The organism is Actinomyces weissii, from assembly GCF_016598775.1.
GTDB lineage: Bacteria > Actinomycetota > Actinomycetes > Actinomycetales > Actinomycetaceae > Actinomyces > Actinomyces weissii.
Genome location: NZ_CP066802.1, coordinates 1,216,827 through 1,231,413 on the forward strand (window position 1 = coordinate 1,216,827; position 14,587 = coordinate 1,231,413).

13 protein-coding genes are annotated in these 14,587 nt (G+C 71.9%); 12 read left to right on the forward strand and 1 reads right to left on the reverse strand.

What is annotated here, in order from left to right:
- The first annotated feature begins 109 nt into the window (after positions 1-109).
- Both efp and nusB read left to right on the forward strand, forming a co-directional pair.
- Positions 110-673, forward strand: a complete 564-nt coding sequence (gene efp, locus JG540_RS05055) for an elongation factor P (RefSeq protein WP_200277800.1) — start codon at positions 110-112, stop codon at positions 671-673.
- Between the two features lie 2 nt (positions 674-675).
- Positions 676-1,263 (forward strand): transcription antitermination factor NusB, encoded by a 588-nt coding sequence (gene nusB, locus JG540_RS05060; protein ID WP_200277802.1) that lies wholly within the window; start codon positions 676-678, stop codon positions 1,261-1,263.
- A 97-nt stretch (positions 1,264-1,360) separates the two neighbouring features.
- Here the strand turns inward: nusB and JG540_RS05065 are convergent, their stop codons facing one another.
- Positions 1,361-2,725 carry a glycoside hydrolase family 16 protein gene (locus JG540_RS05065; protein WP_200277804.1) on the reverse strand — a complete coding sequence of 455 codons (1,365 nt, stop codon included), beginning with the start codon at positions 2,723-2,725 and terminating at the stop codon, positions 1,361-1,363.
- A 388-nt stretch (positions 2,726-3,113) separates the two neighbouring features.
- On the opposite strand from JG540_RS05065, the gene pyrR reads away from it, so the two are divergent.
- The 10 genes from pyrR (at position 3,114) to coaBC (ending at position 14,530) form a co-directional block, all read left to right on the forward strand.
- Positions 3,114-3,719 carry a bifunctional pyr operon transcriptional regulator/uracil phosphoribosyltransferase PyrR gene (pyrR, locus tag JG540_RS05070; RefSeq protein ID WP_200277807.1) on the forward strand — a complete coding sequence of 202 codons (606 nt, stop codon included), beginning with the start codon at positions 3,114-3,116 and terminating at the stop codon, positions 3,717-3,719.
- Complete coding sequence (locus JG540_RS05075) at positions 3,716-4,720, forward strand: aspartate carbamoyltransferase catalytic subunit (RefSeq protein ID WP_200277808.1); 1,005 nt, start codon at positions 3,716-3,718, stop codon at positions 4,718-4,720. Before pyrR ends, JG540_RS05075 begins: the two co-directional genes overlap by 4 nt.
- The gene (locus JG540_RS05080) at positions 4,717-6,042 is read left to right on the forward strand and encodes a dihydroorotase (protein ID WP_200277809.1); all 1,326 of its coding nucleotides are present in this window, start codon (positions 4,717-4,719) and stop codon (positions 6,040-6,042) included. Before JG540_RS05075 ends, JG540_RS05080 begins: the two co-directional genes overlap by 4 nt.
- Positions 6,039-7,340, forward strand: a complete 1,302-nt coding sequence (gene carA, locus JG540_RS05085) for a glutamine-hydrolyzing carbamoyl-phosphate synthase small subunit (RefSeq protein WP_200277813.1) — start codon at positions 6,039-6,041, stop codon at positions 7,338-7,340. Before JG540_RS05080 ends, carA begins: the two co-directional genes overlap by 4 nt.
- Complete coding sequence (gene carB, locus JG540_RS05090; RefSeq protein WP_200277816.1) at positions 7,340-10,675, forward strand: carbamoyl-phosphate synthase large subunit; 3,336 nt, start codon at positions 7,340-7,342, stop codon at positions 10,673-10,675. The genes carA and carB overlap by 1 nt, the downstream gene beginning before the upstream one ends.
- Entirely contained in the window at positions 10,672-11,556 is an 885-nt protein-coding gene (gene pyrF / locus JG540_RS05095; protein ID WP_200277817.1) for an orotidine-5'-phosphate decarboxylase, read from the forward strand. Before carB ends, pyrF begins: the two co-directional genes overlap by 4 nt.
- A 115-nt stretch (positions 11,557-11,671) precedes the next feature.
- Complete coding sequence (locus tag JG540_RS05100) at positions 11,672-12,064, forward strand: rhodanese-like domain-containing protein (RefSeq protein WP_200277818.1); 393 nt, start codon at positions 11,672-11,674, stop codon at positions 12,062-12,064.
- Positions 12,065-12,126: 62 nt separating this feature from the next.
- Positions 12,127-12,705, forward strand: a complete 579-nt coding sequence (gene gmk / locus JG540_RS05105) for a guanylate kinase (RefSeq protein ID WP_200277819.1) — start codon at positions 12,127-12,129, stop codon at positions 12,703-12,705.
- A 73-nt stretch (positions 12,706-12,778) separates the two neighbouring features.
- Positions 12,779-13,180 (forward strand): DNA-directed RNA polymerase subunit omega, encoded by a 402-nt coding sequence (rpoZ, locus tag JG540_RS05110; RefSeq protein WP_200277820.1) that lies wholly within the window; start codon positions 12,779-12,781, stop codon positions 13,178-13,180.
- A gap of 18 nt (positions 13,181-13,198) precedes the next feature.
- Complete coding sequence (gene coaBC, locus JG540_RS05115; protein ID WP_200277821.1) at positions 13,199-14,530, forward strand: bifunctional phosphopantothenoylcysteine decarboxylase/phosphopantothenate--cysteine ligase CoaBC; 1,332 nt, start codon at positions 13,199-13,201, stop codon at positions 14,528-14,530.
- Positions 14,531-14,587 lie beyond the last annotated feature (57 nt).

The following is a 14,587-nucleotide window of genomic DNA, read 5'->3' on the forward strand; positions in this document are numbered from 1 at the left end:
GGGGCGGGGTAGCCCGTGACAGGGGCGACACCGGCGGCCGGACGGCGGCGGTAGCGCGCACGGTAGTCTTGCGCTGTCAAGACTTTCACCGACAGTGAGGAAGACTCCCGTGGCAACGACGAACGACCTGAAGAACGGCCTCGTGCTCAACCTGGAAGGCCAGCTGTGGCAGGTTGTCGAGTTCCAGCACGTCAAGCCCGGCAAGGGCCCGGCCTTCGTGCGCACCAAGATCAAGAACGTCCTGTCCGGCAAGACCGTGGACAAGACCTTCAACGCCGGGCTGAAGGTGGAGACCGCCACCGTGGACCGCCGCGACATGCAGTACTCCTACAAGGACGGCGACGACTTCGTCTTCATGGACGTCAAGTCCTATGAGCAGACCTACGTGCCCGCCGCCACCGTGGGGGAGGCCGCCGACCTGATGCTGGAGGGTCAGGAGGTCATCGTCGCCTTCCACGAGGACTCCGTGCTCTTCGTGGAGCTGCCTGCCTCCGTGGTGCTGACCGTCTCCCACACCGAGCCGGGCCTGCAGGGTGACCGCTCCTCCGCCGGCACCAAGCCCGCCACCCTGGAGACCGGCGCCGAGATCCAGGTGCCCCTGTTCCTGAACACGGGTGACAAGGTCAAGGTGGACACCCGCAACCGCTCCTACATCTCCCGCGTCACCGACTGAGCATGACCGGAGAACCGACTAGCGCGGAGCAGCCAGCAGCGCAGTCCCTGGAGGGCGTGGCCCCGGCCGCGCCCTCCGGCACGCGCAGCCGTAGCAGCAAGCACCCGGTCACCGCCCGCACCAAGGCCCGCAGGCGCGCCGTCGAGATCCTCTTCGAGGCGGACCAGCGGGGCCTGCTGCGGGCGGCACAGCAGCCGGACGAGCTCTTTGAGGAGGCCCTCGCTGGGCAGGACGCGGCGGCTGAGAGGCTGCGTGAGCTGGCTGCTGAGCGTGCCGTGCACTCGGCCAACCACACGGAGGCTCCGGCCTACACCCGTCAGGTCCTGGCGGGGGTGGCTGACCACCTGGAGCGGGTCGACCAGATCCTGCAGACCCACGCCAAGGACTGGGAGGTCTCCCGCATGCCTGCCGTGGACCGGGCCATCGCCCGGGTCGCCACCTGGGAGATCGTGTGGAACGACGAGGTCGACGCCCCCGTGGCCGTGGACGAGGCCCTGACCCTGGCGCGGATACTCTCCACTGACGACTCCCCGCGCTTCCTGGCCGGGCTGCTGGGCCGTATTGGCGACCTGGCCGAGACCCTGCGCTAGAGCGGCAGGAGCGCTGCGGTCCCCGCCACTGGGACACAGGTAGGTCCCGTGCACCACCGAGGTGCTCGCGGGACCTACCTGCTGCTGGCAGTAGCGGCTACTGGTCCATCTCCCAGGCCCGGATGTAGTCGATCTCCATGGCGGCCTCCGTGAAGGTCGTGGTGTCGATCTTCGTCTCCAAGGAGTCCCCGGCCTGCGAGCACAGGCGCAGGTAGTAGGGCTTGCCAGGCCCGAATGCCTTGGCCCAGCGGTCGGGGTACTCCTGGCTGGTGACCTCGTGGTACTTGCGTCCGTCGAAGAAGAAGCTGATACGTTCCGGGGTCTTCTCCATGGCGAAGACGTGGAACTGTGTCAGGTCGGGCTTGGGCTCCACCGGCACCGGCCGGTGCCGGTGGGGAACCGGGTCGTAGGTGTAGTGGACGTCGGCGGTGACCCGCCCCGTGTTGACGCCTCCGCCCCAGGACTCGGCGATGTCGATCTCCCCGTCGCCGTTGTCGCTGGGGCGCATCCAGATACCTCCCCAGAGCCCCGCGTGGGACTGGGGGAAGCGCACCCGCACCTCGACCCTGCCGTAGGTAAGGTCGAACTTGCCGCGGGTGACGATGTTGGCGGTGTCCACGTCACGCACGGTGGGGCTGATCCCCGCCTCCTGGTCCTTGGTATTGGGCCACCTGGTGATCGGTGTGGCCCGCTTGCGCCACAGGATCCGGCCCAGGCCGTCCCGCACGTTGTGGGCGTCGGTGGTGTTCACGCCCCAGTCGTACCCGACGTAGCCCGGGTTCCAGCCCGGGCGGTGCTCTCCCCAGCGCTCCGGATCGAAGTCAGTGCCGGTGGAGAAGGTGTCCTCGAACACCAGCCTGGAGAAGCCGGTCCCCGCAGTCGGTGCGCTGGAGGTGACCTTCAGCGAGTTGTTACGCACGTCGGTGGCGGACAGGGCCCGCTTGGACAGGTAGTAGGTCTGGCTGACCTGCGTGCCCTCGGTGATGGCGCCGTCCGTGGCGGAGAGCCGCATGCCGGGCACGCCGTCGACCGTGGCCTCGAGCCTGTCACCCTTGACGGTTGTGCGCAGGACCCAGTCGCGGCGGCCGGAGTAGTCGGAGACCGGGACGGCGGGGCCGTCAGCGATCACGGTGGTTCCTGCGGGAGTGCAGCGCTCCAGCCGGAGACGGAGATGGGTCCTGTCGTTGTGTACCAGCGCCCGGTAGCAGGTCCTGCCCTCCTGCCGCAGCGCGGTGGAGATGTACAGGGATCCAGGAGCCTGGGCGTAGTCGTAGAGCCACTTGGCGACGACGGTCTGGTCGGCCTGGCAGTCCTTGATGACCTCCTCCACCGTGGTCCCGGGCTGGATGGTGCGCTTCCACTGGTAGGTGTGGCTGTCTGCTGCCGCGGTGGCGGGCAGCAGCAGTCCTGCCGCAAGAGCCCCGGTGCCAGCCAGGACACTGCGTCTTGACACGATAGTCATTTATCTGCCTTCCTCCTGGGAGGCCAGGGCGGGCTCCGTCGCTTCCGGTCAGGACCCGCCCTGGCCTCCGCCTACTCAGGTGCTGCCCTTGTCAGGTCAAGGGCACCAGCTCAGCATGCCAGCCCGTACCGACCTCCGGCAGGTTTCTGGGTAGGTACAGATCCCCATGTACCTACGACCCTGTTCCTGCCAGGTGCCTGGTGGAGGCAGGGCAAAGGAACCCAGGTGGCTGCTGGTGCCTGCGCGCCGGACCCAGGCGTGTACAGCGTCCCAGACGGGCGGGCCTAGCGACCCAGGTGGCGCACGCACCCGGCAGAGGAGCTAGTATCGGGGGCGTCAGACATCCTTGAAGCCCGTCCTGTGAGGCGGAGAAGGAGGTCCACGCGTCGTGGCCGAAACACTGTCCACCGGGAAGCAGATCCTCGGGGCCCCCGAGATCGCCCGCTCCCTGTTCCGCATCGCCCATGAGATCCTGGAACGCAACCGAGGGGTAGAGAACCTGATCCTCCTCGGGATCCCTTCGGCAGGCGCACCGTTGGCGCAGCGCCTGGCCAAGGCCCTGGCAGTAGCCGCCGTGCCGGGCCGGGCAGAGGGAACCAAGAGCCCCGCCCCTGAGGTCCCCGTCGGCACCCTGGACATCACCATGTTCCGTGACGACCTGGGACGACACCCCATCCGCGTGCCCCAGCCCACCTTCATCCCCGGCGGCTCCCTGGAGGGCCGCACCGTGGTCCTGGTGGACGACGTCCTCTACTCCGGACGCACCATCCGGGCCGCCCTGGACGCCCTGGGCTCCCTGGGGCGCGCCGCCTGCGTGCAGCTGGCCGTCCTGGTGGACCGAGGGCACCGCGAGCTGCCCATCCGCGCCGACTACGTGGGCAAGAACCTGCCCACCTCCCGCTCCGAGAAGGTCGTGGTCGCCCTCACCGAGCTGGGGGCCGAGGACGACAGCGTGAGCATCGTGCCCGTCACCGTCCCCAAGGAGCAGCGATGAAGCACCTGCTGAGCGCTAAGGACCTCTCCCACGACGAGGCGGTGATGGTCCTGGACACCGCTGAGGCCATGGCCGCCACCCAGCGCCACGCCGTCAAGAAGCTGCCTACCCTGCGCGGCAAGACCGTGGTCAACCTCTTCTTCGAGGACTCCACCCGCACCCGGCTCTCCTTCGAGGCCGCCGCCAAGCGCCTGAGCGCCGACGTCATCAACTTCTCCGCCAAGGGCTCCAGCGTCTCCAAGGGCGAGTCCCTGAAGGACACCGCCCAGACCATCATGGCCATGGGGGCCGACGCCGTGGTCATCCGCCACAGCGCCTGCGGAGCCGCCCACCTGCTGGCCCACGCCGGGTGGATCAACGTGCCGGTGCTCAACGCCGGTGACGGCACCCACCAGCACCCCACCCAGGCGCTGCTGGACGCCATGACCCTGCGCCGCTGGTACCAGCCGGGCGGACCGGTAAGCGGCCCCCGGCGCGGCCGTGACGGCAGCCCCGCCGCCCAGGGGCAGGACCTCGACGGCGCCCGCGTCATCATCGTGGGCGACGTGCTCCACTCCCGGGTGGCCCGCTCCAACGTGGACCTGCTGACCACCCTGGGAGCCAGCGTCACCCTGGTGGCGCCCCCCACCCTCCTGCCCGTCGGCATGGAGGACTGGCCCTGCCACGTCTCCTACGACCTGGACGCCGCGATCGCGGAGACAGAGCCGGACGCCGTCATGATGCTGCGCGTGCAGCGGGAGCGCATGAGCGCCGCCGGGGGCGGGTTCTTCCCCAGCCCCGGGGAGTACTCGCGCCGCTACGGCCTGGGCGCCGCCCGCCGGGCCGCCATGCCAGAGCACGCCGTCATCATGCACCCCGGCCCCATGAACCGGGGCCTGGAGATCACCGCGGAGGCTGCTGACGACCCGCGCTCCCGCGTGATCGAGCAGGTCAGCAACGGCGTGAGCGTGCGCATGGCCGCCCTCTACCTCCTCCTCGCCGACGAAGGGAACCAGCTGTGAGCACCACCCACCTCCTGCCCGCCGTCCGCCCCTACGGGGAGGAGCCCTGCGACGTCCTGCTCCGTGACGGCCAGATCGCCGCCCTGGGGCCGCAGGCCGCCGCCCAGGCCCCCGCCGACGCCACCGTGCACCGTGAGCTCAAGGGCCTGGTGCTGCTGCCGGGGCTGGTGGACATCCACACCCACCTGCGCCAGCCCGGCGGGGAGAGCGCCGAGACCGTCTTCACCGGCACCCGGGCCGCTGCCGTCGGTGGCTACACCGCCGTATTCGCCATGGCCAACACCACCCCGGTGCAGGACAACGCCGGTGTGGTGGAGCAGGTGCACCGCCTGGGCCAGGAGGCCGGGTGGGTGGACGTGCACCCGGTCGGCGCCGTCTCCGAGAACCTGGAGGGCCAGCACCTGTCCCAGATGGGTGCCATGGCCCAGTCCGCCGCTCGGGTACGGGTCTTCTCCGACGACGGCCGGTGCGTCTCCGACCCGGTGCTCATGCGCCGCGCCCTGGAGTACGTAAAGGCCTTTGACGGCGTGATCGCCCAGCACGCCCAGGACCCGCGCCTGACCGAGGGCTCCCAGATGCACGAGGGCCGGGTCTCCGCCGAGCTCGGCCTGCGCGGCTGGCCCGCCGTGGCGGAGGAGTCGGTCATCGCCCGCGACGTGCTCCTGGCCGAGCACGTCGGCAGCCGCCTGCACGTGTGCCACCTGTCCACCGCCGGCAGCGTGGAGATCATCCGGTGGGCCAAGTCCCGCGGCATCGACGTCACCGCTGAGGCCACCCCCCACCACCTGCTGCTCACCGACGAGCTGGCCCGCACCTACTCGCCCCTGTACAAGGTCAACCCGCCCCTGCGCACCCAGGCGGACGTCGAGGCCCTGCGCGCGGCCCTGGCCGACGGCACCATCGACGTCGTCGGCACCGACCACGCCCCCCACCCCCTGGAGGACAAGGACTGCGAGTGGCAGGCCGGGGCCTTCGGCATGACCGGCCTGGAGACCGCCCTGTCCGTGGTCATCCGGACCATGGTGGAGCCTGGGCTCCTGGACTGGCGGGGTGTGGCCCGGGTGCTCTCCGAGACCCCCGCCCGCATCGGGCGGCTCAGCGACCAGGGCCGCCCGCTGGCCGTGGGGGAGCCCGCCAACCTCACCCTGGTGGACCCCCAGGTGCGCCGCACCGTGGACCCCCGGGCCCAGTGGACCCGCTCCGCCAACACCCCCTACGCGGGCATGGAGCTGCCCGGGCAGGTCCAGGCGACCTTCCTGCGGGGGCGGCCCACCGTGCTGGGCGGGCATCCCGTAGGCACCTCTCCGGAGGCGTCGGCGTGAGCCGCACCGCGCAGCCCACCTGGGGGCCGTCCCGTAGCGGGCGGCCCCCAGCCCTGCTGGTGCTGGAGGACGGCACCACCCTGGTGGGCCAGGCCTACGGGGCCACCGGCCGCAGCGTCGCCGAGATCGTCTTCAACACCGGGATGACCGGGTACCAGGAGACCCTCACCGACCCCTCCTACCACCGCCAGATCGTGGTGATGACCGCCCCGCACGTCGGCAACACCGGCGTCAACGACGAGGACCCCGAGTCCGCCCGCATCTGGGTGGCCGGGTACGTGGTGCGTGAGCCCGCCCGCCGTGCCTCCTCCTGGCGCGCCCGCCGCGAGCTGGAGGAGGAGCTGCGCCAGGCCGGGGTCGTGGGGGTCTGCGGGGTGGACACCCGCATGCTCACCCGCCACCTGCGCGAGCGCGGCACCATGCGGGCTGGGATCTTCTCCGGAGAGGCCCTGCCCGCCGGGGCACTGAGCGGTGGCCAGGAGGCCCCCAGCCAGGCCGCCGTGGACATCTGCGTCAGCGCCGTACGTGCCCAGCCGCTGATGGCAGGGCAGGCGCTGGCCGCGGAGGTCAGCACCCCGCAGGCCTACGTGGTGGAGCCCTCCGGGGCCTTCCAGGGCCGCGAGCCGGTGGCCGTGGTGGCCGCCCTGGACCTGGGCATCAAGTCCCGCACCCCCTGGCAGCTGGCGGAGCGGGGCGTGCGCGTGCACGTCCTGCCCCAGAGCACCACCCTGCCCCAGCTGCTGGCCCTGCGCCCCGACGGCGTGTTCTTCTCCAACGGCCCCGGGGACCCCGGCACCGCCGACACCGAGGTGGAGCTGCTGCGCGGGGTGCTGGACGCGGGCCTGCCCTTCTTCGGCATCTGCCTGGGCAACCAGGTCCTGGGCCGGGCCCTGGGCTACGGCACCTACAAGCTCGCCTACGGGCACCGGGGCGTGAACCAGCCGGTGCTTGACCGGGCCACCGGCAAGGTGGAGATCACCGCCCACAACCACGGCTTCGCGGTGGACGCCCCCGTGGGGGAGGACTCCGTGGCCCCCTACGACGGCGGCCGCTACGGCCGGGTGCGCGTGAGCCACGTGTGCCTCAACGACCAGGTGGTCGAGGGCCTGGAGGCCCTGGACCTGCCAGCCTTCTCCGTGCAGTACCACCCGGAGGCCGCCGCCGGGCCCCACGACGCCGAGCACCTCTTTGACCGCTTCCTGCGCCTCGTGCGGGAGCACCAGCAGGCAGGGAGCCCGCCTAGGCCCGGGCCCGGGCAGCCGCCAGCCACCACCGCCGAGCAGGAGGAGCAAGCCTGATGCCTCGCCGCACCGACATCTCCTCCGTACTGGTGATCGGCTCCGGGCCGATCGTGATCGGCCAGGCCTGCGAGTTCGACTACTCCGGCACCCAGGCCTGCCGGGTCCTGAGGAACGAGGGCCTGCGCGTGGTCCTGGTCAACTCCAACCCGGCCACCATCATGACCGACCCCGGCGTGGCCGACGCCACCTACGTGGAGCCCATCACCACGGAGGTGCTCACCGCCATCATCGCTAAGGAGCGGCCCGACGCCCTCCTGCCCACCCTGGGCGGGCAGACCGCCCTGAACGCCGCCATGAGCCTGGTGGAGGCCGGGGTGCTGGAGCGCTACGGCGTCGAGCTGATCGGCGCCAGCGCCAGCGCCATCAGGGCCGGGGAGGACCGGGACGCCTTCAAGCAGGTCGTGGAGCGCTGCGGCGCCGAGGTGGCCCGCAGCGTGATCGCCCGCACCCTGGCCGAGTGCCACGCCGGGGTGGCGGCCCTGGGCGGCTACCCCGTGGTGGTGCGCCCCTCCTTCACCATGGGGGGCCTGGGCTCCGGCATCGCCTACGACGCCGCGGACCTGGAGCGCATAGCCGGACAGGGCCTGGCGGCCTCCCGCAGTACCGAGGTGCTCCTGGAGGAGTCCATCATCGGCTGGAAGGAGTACGAGCTGGAGCTCATGCGGGACCAGGCCGGTAACTGCGTGGTGGTCTGCTCCATCGAGAACCTGGACCCCGTGGGCGTGCACACCGGCGACTCCGTGACCGTGGCCCCGGCCCTGACCCTCACCGACCGGGAGCTCCAGCGCCTGCGGGACATCGGCATCGCCGTCATCCGGGAGGTGGGGGTTGACACCGGCGGCTGCAACATCCAGTTCGCCGTGGACCCCGCCAGCGGGCGCGTGGTGGTGATCGAGATGAACCCCCGGGTCTCGCGCTCCTCCGCCCTGGCCTCCAAGGCCACCGGCTTCCCGATCGCCAAGATCGCCGCCCGCCTGGCCGTGGGCTACACCCTGGACGAGGTACCCAACGACATCACCGGCTCCACCCCGGCCGCCTTCGAGCCGTCCCTGGACTACGTGGTGGTAAAGGTCCCGCGCTTCGCCTTCGAGAAGTTCCGGGGGGCGGACCCCACGCTCACCACCACTATGAAGTCGGTGGGGGAGTCCATGGCCATCGGCCGCTGCTTCACTGAGGCGCTGCAGAAGGCCATGCGCTCCGTGGACAAGCCCGGCAGCACCTTCCACTGGGAGGGCCCGGCCCCCACGGCCGCGCAGCTGCCGGACCTGCTGGAGTCCCTGCGGGTGCCCACCGAGAACCGGCTGGTGGACCTGCAGCAGGCCGTGCGCGGCGGCGCCACCCTGGAGCAGCTCCACGAGGCCACCCGGATCGACCCCTGGTTCCTGGACCAGGTGCTGCTGCTGGAGGAGGTGGCGCAGTGGGTGCGGCAGGCGCCCGCCCTGAGCGCCACGGTGCTGGCGGAGGCCAAGCGGCACGGCTTCTCCGACCAGCAGGTGGCCTCCCTGCGGGGCCTGGGCGAGGACACCGTGCGCGAGGTCCGCCACGCCTACGGCCTGCGCCCCGTCTACAAGACCGTGGACACCTGCGCGGCGGAGTTCGCCGCCCGCACCCCCTACCTGTACTCCACCTACGAGACGCAGTCCGAGGTGGCGCCCCGGGAGCGGGAGGCGGTCATCATCCTGGGCTCCGGCCCCAACCGGATCGGCCAGGGCATCGAGTTCGACTACTCCTGCGTGCACGCCGCCCTGGCCCTGGGGGAGCAGTACGAGACCGTCATGGTCAACTGCAACCCGGAGACCGTCTCCACCGACTACGACGTCTCTGACCGCCTCTACTTCGAGCCCCTTACCTTCGAGGACGTCATGGAGGTCTATGAGGCGGAGCGGGCCGCCGGGCCGGTGGCGGGGGTGGTGGTGCAGCTGGGCGGGCAGACCCCGTTGCGCCTGGCGGCCCGGCTCAAGGCCGCGGGCGTGCCTGTACTGGGCACCACCCCGGAGGCGATCGACGCCGCCGAGGACCGGCAGGCCTTCGGCCTGGTCCTGGAGGAGGCGGGGCTGCCCGCCCCCGCCCACGGCACCGCCCGCAGCGACGAGCAGGCCCTGGCGGTGGCCCGTAGCATAGGCTTCCCCGTGCTGGTGCGGCCCAGCTACGTGCTGGGCGGGCGGGGCATGGAGATCGTCTACGACGAGCCGGGCCTGCTCGGCTACCTGGACCGGGCCAGCCGGGAGGTGGGCGGGGCCTACGCCAACGGGCCGCTGCTGGTGGACCGCTTCCTGGACGACGCGATCGAGATCGACGTCGACGCCCTCTACGACGGCAACGAGCTGTTCCTGGGCGGCGTCATGGAGCACATCGAGGAGGCTGGCATCCACTCGGGCGACTCCGCCTGCGTGCTGCCGCCCATGACGCTCTCGGACGCGCAGATCGACCGCATACGCCGCTCCACCGAGGCGATCGCCCGCGGCGTGGGGGTGCGCGGGCTGCTCAACATCCAGTTCGCCCTGCTCAGCGACACCCTCTACGTGATCGAGGCCAATCCCCGGGCCAGCCGCACCGTGCCCTTCGTGTCCAAGGCCACCGGGGTGGCGCTGGCCCAGGCGGCCGCCCTGCTGATGGCGGGGCGCAGCATCGCCCAGCTGCGGGCCAGCGGGCACCTGCCGCCGCAGGACGCCAGCGTCTCCGACCCCCTGGACCCGATAGCCGTGAAGGAGGCGGTGCTGCCCTTCAAGCGCTTCCGCACCCCGCAGGGGCAGGTGGTGGACACGGTCCTGGGCCCGGAGATGCGTTCCACCGGTGAGGTCATGGGCTACGACTGCGACTTCCCGCGGGCCTTCGCCAAGTCCCAGGCCAGCGCCTATGGCGGGCTGCCCCTGGAGGGCACCGTATTCGTGTCGGTAGCGGACCGGGACAAGCGGCAGGTGGTCCTGCCCGTGGCCCGCCTGGCCGAGCTGGGCTTCACGGTCCTGGCCACCGCCGGTACCGCCCAGGTGCTGCGCCGCAACGGGATCCCGGCCGGGGTGGTGCGCAAGGTCAGCCAGGGGTCGGGTGCCAGCGGGGAGCCCACCGTGGTCCAGCTGATCGAGGCGGGATTGATCGACATGGTGGTCAACACCCCCAAGGGCCAGGGGGCCCGTGCGGACGGCTACTTGATCCGGGCGGCCACCACCAGCGCCAACCGGCCCATAATCACCACCGTGCAGGAGCTCCAGGCGGCGGTCCAGGCCCTGGAGGCCCGGCTGCGCGGGCCCTTCACGGTCCGGAGCCTGCAGGAGCACGACGCCGAGCGGCGGGCCCGGCGGGCGGCGGCACAGCACAAGGAGGTACGGTTATGAGCCCCAGCATGGCGACCAGCAGGGGTGGGCAGCCTTTCGGGGTGCGCCTGGCGGCCGCCATGGAGGAGCAGGGCCCGCTGTGCGTGGGCATCGACCCCCACGCGCAGCTGCTGCAGGCCTGGGGCCTGCCGGACAGCCCTCGGGGGCTGCGGGACTTCTCCCTACGGGTGGTGGAGGCGGTGGCTGGCCGGGTCGCCGCCGTCAAGCCCCAGTCCGCCTTCTTTGAGCGCCACGGCAGCGCCGGGGTAGGGGTGCTGGAGGAGGTGCTGGCGGCGCTGGGGGAGTCCGGCACCTTGTCCGTGCTGGACGTCAAGCGGGGGGACATCGGCTCCACCATGGCCGGTTACGCCCAGGCATACCTGCAGGAAGGCTCCCCGCTGGCCGCCGACGCCGTCACGCTCTCCCCCTACCTGGGGCTGGGTTCGCTCAGCCCTGCCCTGGGGCTGGCGGAGCAGAACTGTCGCGGGGTGTTCGTGCTGGCCCTGACCTCTAACCCGCAGGGGGCCCAGGTGCAGCACGCCACCGGGGAGGACGGGCGGGCCGTGGCCCGCAGTGTGGTGGAGGGGGTGGCCGTGCTGAACGCCCCGGCCCGGGCCGCTGGCGTGCTCGGGAGCGTGGGCCTGGTGGTGGGGGCCACCACGGGCGACGCCGTCGCCCGCCTGGGCATTGACCTGCAGGCCGCTAACGCCCCCCTGCTGGCTCCGGGGGTGGGGGCCCAGGGGGCGGGGGCAAACGAGCTGGAGGCGGTGTTTGGGGCTGCCCGGCGCAACGTGCTGGCCTCCACCTCCCGGGCTGTGCTGCAGGCCGGTCCCACCGTGCCGGGGCTGCGGGCGGCGGCGGCACGGGCTACCGCTGAAGTCCGGGCGGCCCTGCGGGACTAGCCAGGCCCAGGGGCCGCCGTCGAGAAGCTTCCCGCCGTCCGGGATCTTCCTTACCATCCAGAACCTGTCCAGAATCCATCCAGAGCACCCAGAAGCCGACCACAGGAGGCCTCCCATGCCAGTCCCCATGCCACTGACCCTCAGCCGCCGTGCGCTCACCCGCCTGGCCCTGCCCGTGCTGCCCCTGGCCCTGCTGGCGGCCTGCGGCTCCCCGGCCCAGCCGGTGGACGCGCAGCGCCCGGGCACGGTGATCGACGTGCGCACCGCCGAGGAGTACACCCAGGGGCACCTGCAGGGGGCGGTGAACATCGACGTGTCCGCGCCGGACTTCGACGAGCAGGTCGGGCAGCTGGACAAGACGGGGCGCTACACCCTCTACTGCCGCTCCGGGCGCCGCTCCGCCCAGGCCGCTGAACGCATGAAGCAGCTCGGCTTCACGGACGTGCAGGACGCGGGCTCCTACCAGGAGGCCACCAAGGCATTGGGTCTGCCGGAAGTCACCGGCTGAGCCGGGTGGGTGGTGGCCGGGGGCAGGTGAAGGTGGCTGCGGCTATACGGCATCATGCCTCCATGCCCTCCTCAGACAGCCCAGCCGCCCCCCGCCTCACCGTCATCGCCGGGCCCACCGCCGTCGGCAAAGGCACCTTGATGACCGAGCTGCGCCGTCGGCACCCGGGGCTCTTCGTGTCCGTCTCCGCCACCACCCGGGCGCCCCGCCCCGGAGAGGTCGACGGCGTGCACTACCACTTCGTCTCCGACGCCGAGTTCGACCGCCTGGTGGACGAGGGGCAGATGCTGGAGTGGGCGCTGGTGCACCGCAGGTACCGCTACGGCACCCCCCGCCAGCCGGTGGAGGCACGGCTGGCCGCCGGTGAGCCCGCCGTCCTGGAGATCGACCTGGACGGCGCCCGCCAGGTGCGTGGCTCCATGCCCCAGTCCCGGCTGATCTTTATCGCCCCTCCCAGCTGGGAGGAGCTGGTGCGGCGGCTCCAGGGGCGTGGCACCGAGCAGCCTGCTGAGCAGCAGCGGCGCCTGGAGACCGCCCGCACGGAGATGGCTGCCCAGGCGGAGTTCGACCACGTGGTGGTCAACGACACAGTGTCGCGCGCCACGGACGAGCTGGAGGGCCTGATCGGCCTGACACGCTAGAATCTGCCGATGTATAGCGCCACGAGCCGGTCACCCGGCCCGTGCAGGAGACACCAGGAGCGGAGCCAACCACATGCTCGGAACCTCACCCCAGCCCGAGGGCATCACCAACCCGCCTATCGACGAGCTGCTCGACAAGGTGGACTCCAAGTACGGGCTCGTGGTGGAGGCCGCCAAGCGGGCCCGCCAGATCAACACCTACACCCAGCAGCTGGAGGACAACCAGCTGGAGTTCTTCGGCCCCCTGGTGGAGACCGAGGTGGACGAGAAGCCCCTGGGCATCGCGCTGCGTGAGATCGTGGCCGAGAAGCTGCAGGTCATCTCCGGGGAGGAGGCTCGTGCCCGCCGTGCCGAGCTGGAGGAGGCCCGCCGCGCCGCCGAGGCTGACATGTTCGCCGACATCAACGTGGACCTGCCGCTGAGCGGCTCCGAGACGGCGGAGCCCGCCGTCGACCTGGGCGAGATCCAGTTCTGAGTCCCCAGGACACCAGCCTTGGCTGACAGCCCCGTACGCGCCGCGCACCCGTCCAGGTCGCGGCGCGTCGTCGTGGGGGTGGCCGGCTCGATTGCCGCCTACAAGGCTCCCTTCGTGGTCCGCGCGCTGCGCGCCCAGGGGCACGAGGTCAAGGTGGTGGCCACCGAGTCCGCCCTGCGCTTCATCGGGGCCCCGGCCCTGGCGGCGGTGAGCGGGGGACCAGTGTCCACCGGGGTGTTCGACGACCCGGCCGCGGTGGAGCACGTGGCCACCGCCGAGTGGGCTGAGCTGGTGCTGGTGGCCCCCGCTTCAGCCGACCTGCTGGCCCGGGTGGCGGCCGGACGCGCCGACGACCTGCTCACCGCCACGATCCTGACGGCCACCGCCCCGGTGGTGCTGGCCCCGGCCATGCACACCCAGATGTGGCAGGCTGCTGTCACCCAGGAGAACGTGGCCACCCTTAGACGGCGGGGCCTGACCGTGATCGAGCCGGACTCCGGGCGCCTGACCGGCGCCGACTCCGGCCCGGGCCGCTTCCCGGGGCCCGAGCGGGTGGTGGCGCAGGCCCTGGCCCGCCTGCAGGCCGAGCCGCCCGCCGCTGAGGAGACCCTGCCGGGGGCGGGACAGGTACCGACTCCGGTGCTGGCCGGGCGCCGGGTGCTGGTCTCCGCCGGAGGCACCCGGGAGCCCCTGGACCCCGTGCGCTACCTGGGTAACCGCTCCACCGGCCGCCAGGGCTGCGAGATCGCCGCCGCCGTCACCCAGGCGGGAGGCAGCGCCGTGCTGGTGGCCGCGAACATTGAGCCGCAGCTGCTCGCCACCCTGCCGTCCGGCGTGCGCGTGGTGGCGGTGGGCACCGCCCTGGAGCTGGAGGCGGCGGTGCGCTGTGAGGGGCAGCAGGCCGACGCCGTCGTGATGACCGCGGCGGTAGCGGACTTCCGCCCGGCCCAGGCCAGCGGCACCAAGATCAAGAAGCACCCGCTGGGCGGTGACGGGGGCCCGGCCGGGCCCCTGAGCCTGGAGCTGGTGGAGAACCCGGACGTGCTGGCGGGCCTGGTGCGCCAGCCGCTGCGCCCCGGCCAGGTGGTGGTGGGCTTCGCTGCCGAGACCGGCGACGAGCACGGTGACGTGCTGGCCCACGGCCGGGCCAAGGCCCGCCGCAAAGGGGCGGACCTGCTGGCCGTCAACGCGGTGGGGGAGCGGCTGGGCTTCGGGGACGTGCCCAACGCGGTGGTGGTGCTGGACCGTCAGGGCCAGGAGGTCGCCCGCACCAGCGGCACCAAGGCCCAGGTGGCGCGGCTGCTGGTGGAGCTGGTGGCAGCGCGGCTGGCGGAGCGCCAGCAGCCTTAAGGTGCAGGTGAGCACACTGGTGGTGCGTAAGGCTGTCAGTGGTGCACGGGTACCATC

Bases quoted from the DNA above. Each gene is read 5' to 3' on its own strand.
- nusB (WP_200277802.1), top strand. From the start codon at position 676: ATGACCGGAGAACCGACTAGCGCGGAGCAGCCAGCAGCGCAGTCCCTG.
- JG540_RS05065 (WP_200277804.1), bottom strand. From the start codon at position 2,725: ATGACTATCGTGTCAAGACGCAGTGTCCTGGCTGGCACCGGGGCTCTT.
- JG540_RS05075 (WP_200277808.1), top strand. From the start codon at position 3,716: ATGAAGCACCTGCTGAGCGCTAAGGACCTCTCCCACGACGAGGCGGTG.
- carB (WP_200277816.1), top strand. From the start codon at position 7,340: ATGCCTCGCCGCACCGACATCTCCTCCGTACTGGTGATCGGCTCCGGG.
- pyrF (WP_200277817.1), top strand. From the start codon at position 10,672: ATGAGCCCCAGCATGGCGACCAGCAGGGGTGGGCAGCCTTTCGGGGTG.
- JG540_RS05100 (WP_200277818.1), top strand. From the start codon at position 11,672: ATGCCAGTCCCCATGCCACTGACCCTCAGCCGCCGTGCGCTCACCCGC.
- gmk (WP_200277819.1), top strand. From the start codon at position 12,127: ATGCCCTCCTCAGACAGCCCAGCCGCCCCCCGCCTCACCGTCATCGCC.
- rpoZ (WP_200277820.1), top strand. From the start codon at position 12,779: ATGCTCGGAACCTCACCCCAGCCCGAGGGCATCACCAACCCGCCTATC.